The organism is Gordonia sp. GONU (genome assembly GCF_024733855.1).
In the GTDB taxonomy this organism is placed as follows: Bacteria; Actinomycetota; Actinomycetes; order Mycobacteriales; family Mycobacteriaceae; genus Gordonia; species Gordonia amicalis.
In genome coordinates this window covers 77,791-94,373 of sequence record NZ_JANRHB010000011.1, presented here as the reverse complement: position 1 = coordinate 94,373, position 16,583 = coordinate 77,791, and the positions used below count along the sequence as shown (strand labels likewise).

General features: G+C 67.2%; 12 protein-coding genes and 1 tRNA gene. 5 read left to right on the top strand and 8 right to left on the bottom strand.

Annotated elements, in window-relative coordinates:
• Position 1: 1 nt before the first annotated feature.
• Positions 2–1,648, bottom strand: coding sequence for an L-glutamate gamma-semialdehyde dehydrogenase (gene pruA / locus NWF34_RS12790; RefSeq protein WP_258325212.1), 1,647 nt, complete (start codon positions 1,646–1,648; stop codon positions 2–4).
• Between the two features lie 75 nt (positions 1,649–1,723).
• Here pruA and NWF34_RS12785 point away from each other — a divergent pair, with 75 nt between their 5' ends.
• Complete coding sequence (locus NWF34_RS12785; RefSeq protein ID WP_258325211.1) at positions 1,724–3,331, top strand: CdaR family transcriptional regulator; 1,608 nt, start codon at positions 1,724–1,726, stop codon at positions 3,329–3,331.
• Positions 3,332–3,468: 137 nt separating this feature from the next.
• Here the strand turns inward: NWF34_RS12785 and NWF34_RS12780 are convergent, their stop codons facing one another.
• From NWF34_RS12780 to NWF34_RS12770, 3 genes are all read right to left on the bottom strand, one after another.
• A complete protein-coding gene (locus tag NWF34_RS12780) occupies positions 3,469–5,640 on the bottom strand; it encodes a glutamine synthetase III (RefSeq protein ID WP_258325210.1) in 2,172 nt (723 codons plus the stop codon).
• A gap of 178 nt (positions 5,641–5,818) precedes the next feature.
• Positions 5,819–7,810 (bottom strand): gamma-glutamyltransferase family protein, encoded by a 1,992-nt coding sequence (locus NWF34_RS12775; RefSeq protein WP_375295658.1) that lies wholly within the window; start codon positions 7,808–7,810, stop codon positions 5,819–5,821.
• A gap of 15 nt (positions 7,811–7,825) precedes the next feature.
• Positions 7,826–9,199, bottom strand: a complete 1,374-nt coding sequence (locus tag NWF34_RS12770) for an MFS transporter (RefSeq protein WP_258325236.1) — start codon at positions 9,197–9,199, stop codon at positions 7,826–7,828.
• A gap of 143 nt (positions 9,200–9,342) precedes the next feature.
• Here NWF34_RS12770 and NWF34_RS12765 point away from each other — a divergent pair, with 143 nt between their 5' ends.
• Positions 9,343–9,783, top strand: coding sequence for an SRPBCC family protein (locus tag NWF34_RS12765; RefSeq protein WP_006436104.1), 441 nt, complete (start codon positions 9,343–9,345; stop codon positions 9,781–9,783).
• Positions 9,784–9,789: 6 nt separating this feature from the next.
• Here the strand turns inward: NWF34_RS12765 and NWF34_RS12760 are convergent, their stop codons facing one another.
• Together NWF34_RS12760 and NWF34_RS12755 are read right to left on the bottom strand one after the other, a co-directional pair.
• Positions 9,790–11,448, bottom strand: a complete 1,659-nt coding sequence (locus NWF34_RS12760) for an MFS transporter (RefSeq protein ID WP_258325209.1) — start codon at positions 11,446–11,448, stop codon at positions 9,790–9,792.
• Positions 11,449–11,504: 56 nt separating this feature from the next.
• Positions 11,505–12,197 (bottom strand): TetR/AcrR family transcriptional regulator, encoded by a 693-nt coding sequence (locus tag NWF34_RS12755; protein WP_258325208.1) that lies wholly within the window; start codon positions 12,195–12,197, stop codon positions 11,505–11,507.
• Between the two features lie 151 nt (positions 12,198–12,348).
• Here NWF34_RS12755 and NWF34_RS12750 point away from each other — a divergent pair, with 151 nt between their 5' ends.
• Positions 12,349–13,572 (top strand): oxygenase MpaB family protein, encoded by a 1,224-nt coding sequence (locus NWF34_RS12750; RefSeq protein ID WP_258325207.1) that lies wholly within the window; start codon positions 12,349–12,351, stop codon positions 13,570–13,572.
• A 39-nt stretch (positions 13,573–13,611) separates the two neighbouring features.
• On the opposite strand, the gene NWF34_RS12745 is transcribed toward NWF34_RS12750, so the two are convergent.
• On the bottom strand, positions 13,612–14,943 hold the full coding sequence (locus tag NWF34_RS12745) for an acyltransferase (protein ID WP_258325235.1): 1,332 nt from the start codon (positions 14,941–14,943) through the stop codon (positions 13,612–13,614).
• Positions 14,944–15,195: 252 nt separating this feature from the next.
• Between NWF34_RS12745 and NWF34_RS12740 the strand changes: the two genes are divergently transcribed.
• Positions 15,196–15,271 (top strand) — tRNA-Arg (locus tag NWF34_RS12740).
• A gap of 44 nt (positions 15,272–15,315) precedes the next feature.
• On the opposite strand, the gene NWF34_RS12735 is transcribed toward NWF34_RS12740, so the two are convergent.
• The gene (locus NWF34_RS12735) at positions 15,316–16,278 is read right to left on the bottom strand and encodes a GlxA family transcriptional regulator (protein WP_258325206.1); all 963 of its coding nucleotides are present in this window, start codon (positions 16,276–16,278) and stop codon (positions 15,316–15,318) included.
• A gap of 82 nt (positions 16,279–16,360) precedes the next feature.
• On the opposite strand from NWF34_RS12735, the gene NWF34_RS12730 reads away from it, so the two are divergent.
• Positions 16,361–16,576 (top strand): hypothetical protein, encoded by a 216-nt coding sequence (locus NWF34_RS12730; protein ID WP_006436111.1) that lies wholly within the window; start codon positions 16,361–16,363, stop codon positions 16,574–16,576.
• The last annotated feature ends 7 nt before the right edge of the window (positions 16,577–16,583 follow it).

The window sequence follows — 16,583 nt, the reverse complement described above, 5'->3', positions numbered from 1 at the left end:
CTCAGACCCCCGTGAAGTCAGTGCTCATGTGCGGGTATCGGTAAGTCGTCGGTGGTGTGAAGGTCTCCTTGATCGTGCGGGTCGACGTCCAGCGCAACAGGTTCTCCTTCGACCCCGCCTTGTCGTTGGTGCCCGAGGCGCGCCCGCCGCCGAACGGTTGCTGGCCGACGACGGCCCCGGTCGGCTTGTCGTTGATGTAGAAGTTGCCGGCCGCGTTGCGGAGCCGATCCGAGGCGAGGGCGACCGCCGCGACGTCGGTCGCCATGACCGCACCGGTGAGCGCATACCGCGCCGTCGTGTCGACCAGATCGAGGATCGTCTCGTAGTCGGCGTCGTCGTAGACGTACGCCGACAGGATCGGTCCGAAGTACTCGGTGGAGAACGCCTCGTCCCGAGGGTCGTCGGACAGCAGCACGGTCGGGCGCACGAAGTATCCGACCGTGTCATCGCAGGCGCCACCGACCGCGACGGTGAGCGACGGCGTGGACTTGGCGCGTCGCAGCGCGGTGACCTGCTTGTCGAAGGCGCGACGATCGATGAGCGCACCACCGAAGTTCGACAGGTCGCGCACGTCGCCGAAACCCAGTTCGGCGGTCTCGCTGAGGAAGTCGTCGCCCATCTTGTCCCACACCGACCGGGCGACGTAGGCACGCGAGGCGGCCGAGCACTTCTGGCCCTGGTACTCGAAAGCGCCGCGGATCAATGCCGTCCGGAGCGCCCGCGGTTCGGCGGAGGAATGCGCGACGACGAAGTCCTTACCGCCGGTCTCGCCGACGAGCCGCGGGTAGTTCCGGTACTTGCCGATGTTGCCGCCGACCTCCCGCCACAGGTGCTGGAAGGTCGTGGTCGAGCCCGTGAAGTGGATCCCGGCCAGGTTCTCGTCCGCGAGAACCACATCCGACACGGCCCGGCCGTCGCCGTGGACGAGGTTGATCACTCCGGGTGGCAGTCCCGCGGCCTCGAGGAGCGCCATCGTGTACTGGGCCGAATACGCCTGTGTGGGAGAGGGCTTCCACACCACGGTGTTGCCCATCAGCATCGGTGCGGTCGGCAGGTTCGCGGCGATGGCGGTGAAGTTGAACGGGGTGACCGCGTAGACGAATCCGTCGAGCGGACGATGGTCGAGCCGGTTCCAGACACCCGGCGACGACACCGGCTGCTCGGCGAGGATCTCCCGGGCGAAGGCGACGTTGAACCGCCAGAAGTCGACGAGCTCGCAGGGAGCGTCGATCTCGGCCTGCTGCACCGACTTCGACTGGCCGAGCATCGTCGCGGCGGCGACCCGTTCGCGCCAGGGACCCGACAGCAGTTCGGCCGCGCGCAGGATCACCGCGGCGCGGTCGTCGAAGCTGGTGTGGGCCCACTCGTCCTTCGCGGCCATCGCGGCGTCGACGGCGGCGCGGGCGTCGTCGTGCGTGGCGTTGGTGAGGAAGCCGAGCACCTCACGGTGTGCGTGCGGCTGCACGACGTCGATCTGCTCGCCGTGTCCGAGGTGCAGGTGCCCGCCGATGATGTGCGGCAGCTCGCGGCGACCCGCCATGGACTGGCTGGTGAGTTCATTGATGATGCGGGTGCGTTCGGGCGATCCGGGTGCGTAGGTGTGTACCGGCTCGTTGGCCGGTCGAGGGGGAGTGGTGATGGCGTCCATGACGTCAGTTCACCTGGGGAGATGGTTCCCGCGATATGGCCGATCGGCAAACCGATCGGCCGTAGCCTTGTTCTCATGGACAAGTCGCCGGGTGTGGCGCTGGGGCGTCTGATCCTGGCCCTCGACCGGACGGTGGCGACGCTGATCACCGCGCCGCAAGGACTCGACGTGCCGGTGCGGAGCCTGGCGATGATCGACATCGACGACGTCCACTTCGGCCTCGGTCACGCCGCGCGGTCCGCTGACGTGTTCCTGCTGGTCGGACTGTCCGACGAGGTGAGCACCGAACTGTTGGGCGGTCTCGGGATGCACCGTCCGGTGGCCGTCATGAGCAAGACGTCGTCGGCGACACTCACCGATCTCGCCGATCGGCTCGGAATCGCGGTCGTGGCCATCGACCCGCACGCTAGGTGGGAGCGCATCTACAACCTCGTGGCGCGCGTCCTCGACACCGCGCGGCGTTCGCCGAACGACGGCGAGTCGATGGAGTCGGGTACCACCGGCGACCTCTTCGAAATCGCGACCCAGGTCGCCCGGCGCACCGGTGGCCTGGTCAGCATCGAGGACGAGCGCTCGCACGTGCTGGCCTACAGCTCGGCAGGCGACGAGGCCGATGAGCTCCGGCGGTTGTCGATCCTCGGACGCGAGGGTCCGCCGGAGATGCTCGCCTGGCTCCGGCAGTGGGGGGTGATGGACGCGCTGCGCCGGTCGTCGCGGGTGGTGGCGGTCGACGCACGCACCGACCTCGGGCTGCGAGAACGCCGGGCGGTCGCGATCCGGGCCCCCGGGACGGTTGAGTTCCTGGGGGTCGTCTGGCTGCAGCGCGGTACCCGGCCCTTCGCCGCCGACACCGATGAGGTCCTCACCGGTGCCGCCGCAATGGCCGCTCGGGTGATCGCCCGGCGTCGAACCGCCGGAACCGAACACGACGAATCGGTTCGTCGGCTCCTCGGCGCGCGCGGCGACATCATCGACGTCGACGCCCTGGCCGCCCAACTGGGCATCGAATCCTCCGTCGCGGTGGTGCTCGTCGGGTTCGCGACAACCGGGTCGGCCGTGGACGCTCCGGTCCCGTTGTCAGAGAACGGCACTCGCATCTCCGCGCTCACCCTGCACGCCAGCGCGTTCAGTCCGTTGTCGGTGACCGCGACCATCGGCGACCGCGCCTACGTGGTGCTGCCCGGCGTGACCGGTGACGCCGCGGTCGAGTGGGCGCGGGTGTCCGTCGATGCGACGGACCGGCAGTTCGGCGTCCACATCCGGGCGGTGGTCGCGGGACCGGACAACCTCGCCGCGGTACCGGAACTGCGCACCCAGATCGACCGTGTGCTCGACGCGGCCTCCCTCGAAGGTGAACTGATCGACGATGTCACGACCGTCGGCGGTTCGCGCACCGGTGTCCTGCTCGGCGAGATCGTGGCGCTCCTCGCCGAGAACCCCGATCTGGTGGACCCGCGGGTCTCCGAACTCGCCGACCTCGACGACCGCACCGGCAGCGAGTTCACCGTGTCCCTGCGCGCCTACCTCGACCGTTTCGGCGACGTCCGTTCCGCCGCCGGGGATCTCCACGTCCACCCGAACACGCTGCGCTACCGCATCCGCCGGATCGAGGCGCTGACCGGGATGGACCTCGAGGATCCCGCCACGCGGCTCGTCGTGGCGTTGTCCTTGCGGGTGCGGTAGCGGTCACCTCTGGAAACCCGCCCCGGAAAACGCCCCCGGAATCCACCCCGTGGAGCGGGACCGGCGACGTATTGTCGTCGGATCCGCTGTGGAGGGCGTACTTCGGGGGCGCTTTCCGGCGGTGCGTTCGCGAGATCTCAGAGGATGGTGAGCATCTCGTTGTACGTGGGCAGCGGCCACAGATCGTCGGCGACGATGCTCTCGAGCGTGTCGGCGACCTCGCGCACCGCGGCCATCGCCGGGATCAGCGTCTCGAGTGCGTACTTCGACTCCTCGTAGGTGCTCTCGCCGTGCATGCCGGCGATGCCCTCGTCGAGGGTGACCACGGCGGCCTGCAGTTTGCCGATCAGGTCGGTGATCTCAACGAGAAGTGGTGTGGGAGCTTCGATCCCGGCCATCTTCAACGACGCCGCGGTGCCGGCCAGTTCGCCCTGGTAGCGGATCGCGGCGGGCATGATCATCGTCTTGGCGATCTCCGCGGTCTCCTTGGCCTCGACGAGGATGGTGAGCCCGTAGTACTCGAAGATGACGTCCTCGCGGGCCTCGAGTTCGCGGGCCGAGAGGACGCCGTACTTCTCGAAGATCTCGACGACCTCGGGCGCGGTGTACTCGGTGACGGCGTCGACGGTGGTTCGGAGGTTCTTGAGGCCGCGGGCGGCGGCCTCCTCCTGCCATTCGTCGGAGTAGCCGTTGCCGTTGAAGATGACCGCGCCGTGGCTGTTGATGATCTCCTGCAACACCTTCTGCACGGCGTCGTTGAGTTCCGCGCCGTCGGCGAGCAGCTTCTCCAGTTCGGTGGAGATGAAGTCGATGGAATCGGCCAGGATGGTGTTGATCGCGACCATCGGATCGGAGATCGACTGGTTGGATCCCGGTGCGCGGTACTCGAATCGGTTGCCGGTGAAGGCGAATGGGCTGGTGCGGTTGCGGTCGCCCGGGTCGGCCTTCAGCGGGGGCAGGGTGTCGACGCCGAGCTCGAGGACGCCGGCCGCCTTGGAGCCGGTGGCGCCGCCCTTGGCGATCTGCTCGAAGACGTCCATCAACTGCTCGCCGAGGAAGATCGAGATGATCGCCGGCGGAGCCTCGTTCGCGCCCAGGCGGTGATCGTTCGACGCCGATGCGACCGCGGCTCGTAGCAGGCCGCCGTAGGTGTGGACGGCGCGGATGATGGCACCGCAGAAGGTGAGGAACTGCATGTTCTCGTGCGGGGTGTCACCGGGGTTGAGCAGGTTGCCCTGGTTGGAGTTGCCGAGTGAGAAGTTGACGTGTTTGCCCGAGCCGTTGACCCCGGAGAAGGGCTTCTCGTGCAGGAGGCACTTCATCCCGTACTTCTCGGCGACGGCCTTCATCGTGGTCATCATGAGCTGTTGGTGATCGTGGGCGAGCACGGACCGTTCGAAGACCGGCGCGATCTCGAACTGGCCGGGGGCGACCTCGTTGTGGCGGGTCTTGGCCGGGATGCCCTGCTTGAACAGCTCGCGGTCGAGTTCGATCATGAACGACAGCACCCGCTCGGGGATGGCGCCGAAGTAGTGGTCGTCGAACTCCTGACCCTTCGACGGTGGGGCGCCGAACAGCGTGCGGTTGGAGGTCATCAGGTCGGGCCGGGCGTAGAAGAAGTGCTCGTCGATCAGGAAGTACTCCTGCTCGGCGCCGGCGTAGGAGACGACGGTGTCGACGTTCTCGTGGCCGAAGAGCTTCAGCAGTCGCATCGCCTGCTTGCTCATCGCCTGCTGGCTGCGGAGGAGTGGGGTCTTCTTGTCCAGTGCCTCACCGGTCCACGAGATGAAGATCGTGGGGATGCACAGCGTGTTGCCGTTCGGGTTCTCCAGGATGTATGCGGGGCTCGTCACGTCCCAGCCGGTGTAACCGCGGGCCTCGAAGGTGCCCCGCAGCCCGCCGTTGGGGAAGCTCGACGCGTCGGGTTCACCCTGCAGCAGGGTCTTTCCGGCGAACTCGGCGAGCGATGCACCGCTCGAATCCGGTTCGAGGAACGAGTCGTGCTTCTCCGCGGTGAAACCCGTCAGCGGGTAGAAGACGTGGGCGTAGTGGGTGGCGCCCTTCTCGATGGCCCAGTCCTTCATCGCCACCGCGACGTAGTCGGCGAGCGTCGGATCGAGCGCGCAGCCGGTGTCGATGGTCGCCGCGACCGCCTTGAAGACATGCTTCGGCAGGCGCTTCTTCATGACCGACAAGCCGAACACGTTGCGTCCGAAGGTGTCTGCCAACGGTTCGGTGAATCCGGGTGCCGACACCTCGTAGGTCGTCACGGCCTTGATGGCCTGACGGCGGGACATGCTGCCACTCATGGTTACTCCTGGAGTCTCTCGTCGACCTCGGCGAATGTCGGAACGACGACGTCGCTGGTGTTGCCGCGTTTGCGAGCGACTTGACGCTATGAGCTGGGTGTATGCGCTCCGTTGCCCCCGTGTGACGCTGAGGAAAACTGATGGCACAGCAGGGATTCGTCCGTTCGGACCACCTGGATCACCGCAGTGCGGCGTCGTCACCCATCACGGCACCCTCACGCCGCGGGTCGACGCCGCCGATCCATCCGGACTCGTGGCGCATGATCGCGCTCAGACCGCTGGACTGTTCGTCGACGGACACCTCTTCTCCGCGTTCGCGGAGGCCCCGCACCAACGGATCGTGCGCGCCGTCGTCGGTGGTGTCGACCAGTGGATGTTCGCCACCGACGTTCGACGTCGGGGTGTTGGCCGAGCCGAAGTCGATCATCGACACCGCCTGCTGCGGGTTCAGTCCCCAGTCCAGCATCCCGACAAGGGTCTTGACGACGAACTGGATGATGACCGATCCGCCCGGGGAACCCAACGCGGCGACCACCTGTGCGGGTGCGCCCCCGGCCCCCGGTTGCATCACCAGGGTCGGGGCCATCGACGACCGCGGACGCTTCCCCGGCGACACCCGATTGGCGAGCAGGGCCCCGTCGTCGTCGCGCGGTTCGGCCGAGAAGTCGGTGAGCTGGTTGTTCAGCAGGAAGCCGTCGACCATGTGGAAACTGCCGAAGGCCGATTCGATGGTCGTCGTCATCGACGCGACGTTGCCGTATCGGTCGGCGACGGTGATGTGGCTGGTGCCGTACTCGGTACCGGGATGCGAACCCAGCGGGACCGGTCCGAGATCGCCGGCCGGGGCTTCGCCGAGCGAGGCGTCGGGGCGGATCAGTCCGGCCCGGGTCTTCAGATACCCCGGGTCGAGGATGGTGTCGACGCCGCGTCCCGGCAGCGGGACGAAATCCGGGTCGGCGACGTATTTGTCGCGGTCGGCGTAGGCGAGACGTTCGGCCTCGGTGATCAGGTGTACCGCAGCGGGATTCGGCCGACCGCCGTCCGCGGCTGTCGGTGTGGAACCGTCGAGTTCGCTGGGCGGCATCGACGGCAGGTCGAAGTTCTCCAGGATGCCCAGCGTGGAGGCGACGGCGATCCCGCCCGACGACGGTCCCGGCATCGCCACGATCTGGCGGCCCCGGTATTCCGTCACGATGGGGTCCCGCGCGATGGCCCGGTAGTTGCGCAGGTCGTCAACGGTCATCAGGCTGGGCGTCATGCCGCCGGCGGTGGTGCCCGCCTCGGCGACGATCGCCTGCGCGAGCGGTCCGTCGTACATCGCGTCGGCGCCGTCGGTGGCCAGCACCCCAAGGGTTTTCGCGTAGGCGGGGTTGGCCAGGTGGGTGCCCGCCGGTTTCGCCGCGCCCTCGCCGGTCAGGAAGTAGTCGCGGGCGTCGACGTCGGCCTCGAGGTCCGCCGCCGCGGCCGCGATCGCCCCGGCCAGACGGGGGCTGATCTCGAAACCACTGTCCGCCAACGAGATCGCGGGGGTGAACAGATCACGCCAGGCCCGTTTGCCGTACTCGCCGTGGACCATGCCGAGCATCCGCACCACGCCGGGGACACCGATCGACCGGCCCGATGCGCGTGTACCGGGCACCGGTGGCGCCGGATCGGTGGGGGAGATCCGGGTCAGATAGGTCTCGGTGGCGGCTGCGGGGGCCGTCTCGCGACCGTCGAAGGCGCGCACCGTGTTCGACGTGGCGTCGTAGTAGAGGGCGAAGGCGCCGCCGCCGATCCCCGAGGACTGGGGTTCGACGAGACCGAGCACCATCTGTGCGGCGACCAGCGCGTCGGCCGCGGTACCGCCGTCGTGCAGGACGTCACACGCCGCGCGGGTGGCGAGCGGATTGGCGGTGGCCGCGACGTACGTTGCGGTGACGACCGGTTTCATCCCGTTCCGGTAACCCGAGGCGATCTCGGGTTTCGTCGCGATGTCGGTGGGGGCGACCGAGACACTCTCGGCGCCGATCAGATCGCTGTTCGGGATCTCCGCGCAGGTGACCGGGGCGGCGGCCGGTTCGTCGGAGCCGTTTCCGCACGACGCGAGGACCAGCATGCAGGAGACCCCGAACACCGCGAAGCGGACGACCCGACGCCCGGAATGAGGACTTCCCCGACGGCGTCTCATGGACTCAGCGTACGGTCACCGCGCAGGACGGACGGAACGAACGGCGATGCCCACACCGATGACGGCGAGGCAGGCGAAACCGAACGAGAGCAGACGTGCCGAACCGACCGCGTCGGACCCGATGCTGACGAGCAGACCCGCGGCCGCCGAGCCGATGGTGTTGGCGACCATCTGTACGGAGTTGACCCCTGCCGAGGCGCGGGCGGCCTCCGCCTGATCGGTGGTGATGCCCATCGCGGCGGTCGCGATGTGAGGGAAGGCCATACCGATACCCATGCCGGCGACGACCAAAGATGCGTACCACCCGGCCACCGCGATCGGCGCGTTCGACGACTGCAGCAGGCCGTATCCGGCCATACCTGCGGCGAGGAAGGCCGGACCGGCGATGCGGGCGGCCGCCGCGGACCGGCCGTGCGCCCACGTGCTGCTGGCGATCTGCGCGACGGTCCACCCCGACGACAGCGCCGCGGGCATGAGCCCGGCGGCCAATGGTGTCAGGCCGCCGACCTGCTGGCCGAACAGCGGGAGGAATGCCTCGGCGGTCGACCCGATCGCCAGCACCGCTATCGACAGATAGATCCACTTGAGGGGGTTGCCCACCGAATAGGTGAGACGGGGGAGCAGGCCGGTGGTCCCGCGTCGATCGACGACCACGAACCCGACCAGGGCGAGGAGGGCGACTCCGCCGAGCACCACGATCACCGACGTCGAACCGACGACGCCGGCGACCGAGACCGCGCCGGCGGCGACGGTCACCGCGGCCAGCGATGCCCACGGCAACGGGTGCCGTTCGCCCGAGCCGCGACCGCGTGGCAACACCCGCGCGGCGATGGCAGCGATGACCAGGGTGAACAACGTCAGGAACCAGAAGGAGCCGCGCCACAACCCGACCTCGGCGAACAGGCCGCCGAGCGCCGGGCCGAGGAGGTTCCCGACTCCCCACATGGCCGAGATGAGCGCCACCGCCCGCCCCCAGATCCGCTGTGGCAGCGCGATCTGCACGACCGCCAGCGCCAACCCGGTGAGCAGGCCGCCACCGAGTCCCTGGATCAGCCTGCCGGCCAACAGGATCGGCATGGTCGGGGTGAGGGCGCAGATCAGTGAACCCGCGGCGAAGGCGGAGAACCCGATCAGGTAGGCGCCGCGCGCGCCGAACTGTGCCAGTGCGCGTGTCACCAGCATCGACGCCACCACGGACGCGATCAGGAAGATCGTGACGACCCAGGCGTAGAACTCGTCGCCGCCGATGTCGGCGATGGTGCTGGGCAGTGACGCCGCGGTCAGGAAGGTGTTGATCGCGAAGACGAGGATGCCGCCGGCGAACACCGACACCGCCGCGCGGTGTTCACGGGCGAGGAGTTCGGACCATCCGCCCGGTGACGTCGACATCGTGCTGCAGGAATAGCCGACCCCACGACGGAAGGTCAAGTCGGTTATCCGTGTCCCGCACCTGGAAGTGGTTGCGACCGCATAGTGTCGGTCGGGAGCGGCGCCGGAGACACCGGGCCGGACACGCGAGAACGGGGTAGAGCGTGGGAGTGGTACGTCATCAGGTCGTCGTCGATGCACCTCGCGAGCGGGTCTTCGACTATGTCGACGGATATCAGAACGTTCCCGAGTATCTGATCGGTGTCACGCACTTCGATCCGACAACAGATCAGACCCGCGGACTCGGGTCGGTCTTCGACGTGAGGGTCGACCTCGGGCCGAAGAAGATCAAGGCGGTCGTGGAGTGCACCCGGTACGTCGAGAACGAGTTGATCGAGCTCCGGGCGATCGACGGTTTCGAGGCCGACACCACGTGGCGCTTCGCCGACGACGGGAACGGCACCGATCTCCAGCTCGAGATCAACTACACGCTGCCCGGCGGGATCGCCGGCCGTGTTCTGGGAGGCATCATCGGCCCGTTCGCGGCGCAAGCGGTCAGACACATCGAGGCCACGATCGCGAAGAAGGTTGTCGCGCGGGGCTGACCCTCCTCAGGTTTTCTCCTCGGTGTCGGTGTCGGTGTCGGTGTCGGTGTCGGTGTCGGTGTCGGCGTCGGTGTGCGCGACGATCCGGTTCGGCAGGTGCCGTGAGGAGAGCAACGCCAGCACGAGCAGGACGAACACGATGAACAAGGCCTGCTGGATCGCGGCGATCTGCGCGTCGGCGTAGGCGTCGGACACCGCCTGCGCCGAGGCTTCCGAGCCGCCGGCGTCGAGCACCATGGTGCGTGCCTGATCCGCCGAGATGATGGGCACTCCACTGTCGTCGACCGTCGAGACGATCTGCTGTTGCTCGGCGGCGGGGAGCGAATCGGTGTCGTCGACCGCGGAGACGAAACCCGACGACAACAGGAGGATGAACACCGAACCAGCGACTGCGGTCCCGAATGACGAGCCGAGATTCTGGAACGTGCCCTGCAGGCCGCCGACCTCGGAGGTGTCCTTCTCCTCGACCGCGGACATGTTGACGTTTCCGAGTTGGGAGGCCAGGAGGCCGAAACCCGCTCCGACGACGAACATCCCGATGGCGAAGGTCATGCTGCGCAGGTCGACCCCCACCCCGGCGATCACGAAGAGGACGCCGACCGCCATGGTGAGCTGCCCGCCGCGGGCGATGAACCGGGCCGAACGTCGTGCGGTGAGCCACGAACCGAGGATCGAGAACAGCACGAGACCCGCCGACAGCGGCAGGATCTTCACACCGGTCTGCAGGGCGTCGCGACCCAGCATCGTCTGCAGGTAGACCGGCACCACGAAGAAGAGGGCGGCGATCGCGAAGTACTGCGCGAGGAACCCGCCCAGTCCGCTGCGCAACGCGGGTATCCGCAACAGTTCGACGCGGAGAAGTGGTTGCCGGCCGGAACTGGCAAGTGCGCGTTGTCGATCGACGAACAACCAGAGGACGACGACGCCGAGCAGCAACAGGTAGGCGACCGGGGACACGCCCAACGGGGCGATCTCCGAGCCGTTGATCTCCGGCGGATGTTGCGGTTTCAGCCACCCCCACGTCTTCGACTGCAGCACACCGTAGACGATGAGCGACAGGCCGCCGGCGGATGCGAGGACGCTCACCGGATCGATCCGCACGTCGCGATCGCGTTCGACGTCGTGGATCAGTCCCGCCGCGAACAGGACGATCACCATGACGACGGTTTCGGCGACGAAGACATAACGCCATGAGGCGTAGGTGGTCATCAGGCCGCCGAGCAACGGGCCGACCGCGGCGGCGAGTCCGGTCACGGCACCGAGGATCGAGAAGGCGGCGACGCGGGCCTTGCCGGTGTAGTTGATCGCGGCCAGAGAGGCGATCGCGGGGATGACGAGCACGGCCCCGAGTCCCTCGACCAGTGACCAGCCCACCATCAGGACGGCCAGGTTGGGACTCAATGCGGTGGTGAGCGAACCGATCCCGTAGATGACGGCGCCGATCTTGAAGGCCCGCACCCGGCCCATGAGGTCGCCGAGTTTGCCACCGGTCAACATGAACGCTGCCATCGTCAAGGCGTAGAAGGTGATCGCGGCCTGCATGCCGGTGATCGACGTGCCGAGATCCGCGGCCACGACCGAGATCGACACGTTCATGACGGTGCTGTCGAGCACCATCACGAACTGCGACACCGCCAGGATGATGATGACCGACCACGAACGCATCGCGGAACTCCCCTCGGCTGGAAGTGATCTCCGCCGATTGTCCCAGCCGGACGCCGTCAGCGTGGGTGATCGAGCATCGGGACGAGGAATCGTCTCGCGATGTCGGCCAGTTGCGCGTCGTCGGTGATGTCGACGACACGACTCGGCACGGTGAGGAACGACGCCGAGATGCGCACCATCATCTCGGCCACGAGCTCGATGTCGAGATCGTCGGAGATGGTGCCCGACAGCTGTTCTCGTCGTAGCTGTGCGGCCACGAACTTCTGCACGACGGACAGAAGGAGGCCGTCGTCGCCGATCATCGATTCGATGAGCATGCTCGACTCGGAGTCGGCCATGCCGCTGATCAGGGGATTGCCGGCGACCGCGCGGAGAGATCCGACAAATCCGACGACCACGCGCTCGGCAGCCGTCTGTGCGGCCGGGATGTCGGCGCGGAACTGTTCGAAGTAGCGCCGGAACTCGCGCAGCACCACCTCGTCGACCAAGGCGTCTTTGGTGGCGAACTTCCGGTAGAGGGTCACTCGCGTGACGCCCGCGTTCTTGGCGACCTTCTCCATCGGGGTCCGCTGGATGCCGAGGCGACAGAAGAGGTCGAAGGCGGCGTCGAGCAGACGTTCGGCGGTCGGATCGGACTCGGTGTCCGTCGGGTTCACCGACCCGAGGAAAGCGCGGTGGATCACCGAACTCGACGACGAGCCGACCGGCATCATGCCCGGTTCCGGGCTGTCTGCGGCGGACGACGGCATCGGTGATCCCCCTTTCTGTGGCGATCGATCCGGCCGGATCAACGATCCCAAATCCGGGGATTTCGGTGTGTCTTGGATCACCCGATGGTACAGAGGATACAAGGATACGAAGTTTGTCACATTGATACATCGAAACGGATGGGACGGGGTCATGGAAGATCTGAACAGGCGGAAGCTGCTCAAGGCCGGAGGAGTGGTCGGCGCCGCGGGTGCGGTGGCCGCGGTGGCCCCGGCAACGCCCTGGACGTGGTCACCCGCGAACTCCGTACCGGGCCGCGGTGCCGGCACCGACCCGCGGCAGCTGTGGGACGACGAGGCCGACCCGGTGATCGCGAAGGTCATCGACAGCGGTCAGGCGCCGAAGGTCAACAAGCTGTTGCGTACCTGGCACAAGAATTCGCAACCGCTGCCCGCCGGGCTGCCGTCGGAACTGCGCGACTTCATGGAGCACGCGCGACAGCTGCCGTCCTGGACCGACCAGTCCAAACTGGCCACGGCGGTGAAGTTCAACCAGAAGCGCGGCACGTACCTCGGCATCATCTACGGCTTCGCCAGCGGGATGATGAGCACCCTGATCCCGCGGGAGGCGCGGGCGGTCTACTACTCCAAGGGCGGTTGGGACCTCAAGGACCGCATTTCCAAGACAGCCAAACTCGGCTACGACATCGGCTCGCTCAATGCCTATCAGCCCGGCGGCGAGATGATCGTGACCTGTCTCAAGACCCGCATGGCACATGCCGGCGTCCGGCACCTGCTGCCCCAGTCGCCGCACTGGGTGCACTCCGCGTCGGAGAACGTGCCGATCAGTCAGGCCGACATCATGGTGACGTGGCACAGCCTGCCGACGACCGTCATGCGCAACTTCCGCAAGTGGCAGGTGCCGATCGCTGCCGACGAATCGGCGGGCTTCCTGCATTCGTGGCAGATCACCGCCCACATGCTGGGGGTCAAGGACGAGTACATCCCGGCGTCGTGGAACGCCGCCGAATCACAGGCGAAGCAGGTGCTCGACCCGATCATCGAGCCGACGCCGGAGGGTCGCAAGCTCGCCGACATGCTGCTCGACCTCGGGATGAACCTGGACCTGACCCTCCTCTCGCGAGGAGTTCTGGGGGCGCTGACCCGGTTCATGCTCGGCGACAAGGCCGCCGACGGGCTGCACATCCCGCGTGAACCCGTATGGACTCCGCTGCTGGAGACCGCGTGGACGCCGTATGTACTGGTCCGTGAAGGCCTGCTGAACGTCGGCATGCCACGCGAGGCCTATTGGATGATCGACGAATTCCTCCGGCAGTTCGTACTCCTCTACATGTCGGAACTGCGGATGCCGATCAACATCGAGATCCCGGTGTTCAACAACCCGAAGTACAAGTAGTCCGGTCACCCAGACTGGCCGACCTCGACCACGCGGCGGTCATCCCCTCTCATCCGCCGTCGAGGCCTCGACCGTCGGGGTTTCGGCCACTGCCGCCCGGTCCTGCTTCTTCTCTCGCCGCTTCGGCAGCAGGGGGAGGCGGGGCCGGGCGGTCAGCCATTTGCTGAACGGAAGACGCAGCAGGATGTCAACGAGCACCAGCGAGCTGACGAGAACGACCGCGATGAGGATCAGCGAACGCATGATCGCGGAGTGCGGGAACCATTCGAAGAGCCCGCCGAGGAAGCCCACGCGCCCGAGGATGTCGAGGATGAGTGGGTGAACGGCGAACACGCCGAACGCGCGCAGGGTTGCTTGCGAAACGAACTTCGCGGCGGCCGGCCGGCCGGCCGCGCGGCGGTCGTCCCAGACGAGACCGATCAGCCACAGCAGCGCGAACCCGCCCACGAGCCACGGCAGCGACACCGGATTCCAGGCGGTGTTCGCCTTCCACGGGACGTTGCCGGGCGAGGTCGCCAGGAGGTAGCCGGCGACGGTGAACGCCGCGCAGCCCGCGGCGACGAGCACCACGGTGGCCATGTGCTCACGCAACCACTTGTCCACCGCCTGCTGATGCTGCGCCGCGAGTACACCCATGGCGACGAACAGTGCGTACATCGGCAGCGTCTTCCACAGGTGCTGGTAGGCGAGGTCCCAGGCCGCCCCGGACGGACGCGGCAGGTACTGGAAGACGACGAACATCATGATCTGGATGAGCGCGCCACCGGACAGCAGAAGCCACGGACGGTTCCGGCCGCGTTCGAAGATCCACGCGATGAGCGGGAAGAACAGATAGATCTGCATCGAGATCAGCAGGAAGTACAGCTGGTACTTTCCCTCGCCGACGAGCAGATCGTGCGCGAGTCCGGAGACCCACTCACCGGCCGGCGGGAAGGGGTTGTCCCGGATGATCACGTGGTCGGTGATCGCGTAGATGACCGTCCACGCGAGGTAGGGCCCGATCACCAGGCCGAAGCGACGCCGCCAGAACTGCACCGGCGACATCTCGCGTCCCTGCATGCTCAGGACGAGGACGTAGAGCGTCACCGCGACGAAGCCGTAGCGGGTGAGGTGACAAAGGGTGCCGACGAGGTTGGCGCCGCGGATCTCGTCGGGTCCGCCGTTGATCGCGTTGACGCTGTGTGCGACCACCACGAAGGTGAACAGGACCACCCGGACGAAGTCGGCGGTGTGTGCGCGAGAGCGGGGTTTGCCGACCGGAGCGGCGACCGGCGCCGTCGTCGTCGACGGTGTCGCCGGAGTGGTCGGTCCCGAGGGGGTAGCCGTGCCGGTCTCGCTGTCGGCGGTGCGCGCCGAGCCCGCTGCGTGCACCAAAGCAATGACCTCCCCGTTGACCAAACTGTTACCCGAACGAAGTGTACGGGCCGAATCTGGCAGGAACCTCAACGTCGGGGTGCATGAAGTGGCGACAATCACAGCCCGAATTGCCCGGTTCGCGCCTCCTGTCGACTATAGCGGCGATCGGAATCGGGTGCCGTGCGGAGATGGTGCGGTCGGCGTCGAGTGCTGACGTACACTGCCGTGTGGCGCTCGCGCGGGTCTCGCCCGTCGGCGGGTCGCTGCGCCTTCGTAGCTCAGGGGATAGAGCAACCCTCTCCTAAAGGGTAGGTCGTAGGTTCGAATCCTACCGAGGGCACCAACTGCCGTTTCATAGCTCGAAACCGCGCTGATCGCGGGTTCGAGCTATGAAGCGGCGGCGGACTTCGCGAAGCGACGTCGGTACACGAGCGGCGAGACGCCCACGGACGCCGCGAAGTGGTGCCGCAGCAGTGTCGCCGAGGTGAATCCGACCAACCGCGCGACCTCTTCGACGGGCGCGTCGGTGGATTCCAGCAGGTTTTTCGCGGCGAGGACGCGCTGCTCGGTGAGCCATCGCCGCGGTGACACCCCGACCTCGTCGACGAATCTGCGCGCGAATGTCCGGCCGGACATGTGCATCCGTTCCGCCATGTCGTCGACGCTGATGTCGCTGTCGAGGTGTTCGAGAAGCCAACTGAGCAGAGCTCCGAAACCCTCGTCGGAGCAGGAGGGCATCGGGGCGTCGACGAACTGTCGCTGACCGCCGTCACGGTGCGGCGAGACGACCATGCGGCGGGCGATCCGGTTCGCGACGCCCGGTCCCCAGGCCTCGCGTACGAGATGCAACGACGCGTCGATCCCGGCGGCGGTGCCGGCGCTGGTGGTGATGGGACCGTCGTCGACGAAGAGGACGTCGGTGTCGACCTTCGCCTTCGGGAACTGTCGCGACAATTCGTCGCCGTAGCGCCAGTGCGTGGTGCAGCGGCGGCCGTCGAGCAGGCCGGCCGCGCCGGCGACGAAGGCACCCGAGCACACGGTGAGCACGCGGCCGCCGTTGTCGACGACCGCGCGCACGGTGTCCAGGATCTCAGTGGGATAGTCGCCGTCGACCTTTCCGCCCGGGATGGCCACGAGGTCGACGTCGCGGCACTCGTCGAGGGTGTGCGAGACCTGGAGTGAGACTCCGTTGCCGACGTGCAGCGGGACCGATGGATCGGGGGAGGCGACCCGGAAGTCGAATGCGGGAACGCCGTCGTCGGTGCGGTCGAGGCCGAACACCTCGTGGATCACGCCGAACTCGAAGAGCGCGACGTTGCCGTGGAGGAGGACCCCGACCGTTGTCAGCATGACGTCAGTATGGCAGAAGATTTGTGGACATTGTCATTTGTGCCACTGTTGGCTGAAATCGAGTGCGCAGAAAATTACTGCCATGATCATCGCACTCATCGTCCTCGCCGTCCTGGCCGTCGTCGCCGCGGCGACCTTGGTGTACGTCACCCGCCGCACGCCGACCGGCCGCCGCACTCCGCTTCAGCGTTTCGCCGACTGGTGGACGCGCGATCCGCAGCGTCCCTACGGCCCCGACACCGATCGGGTCGCGGCCGAACTGAGCATTCTCACGCGTCGCTACGACCGTCTCGTCTGAAACGGGC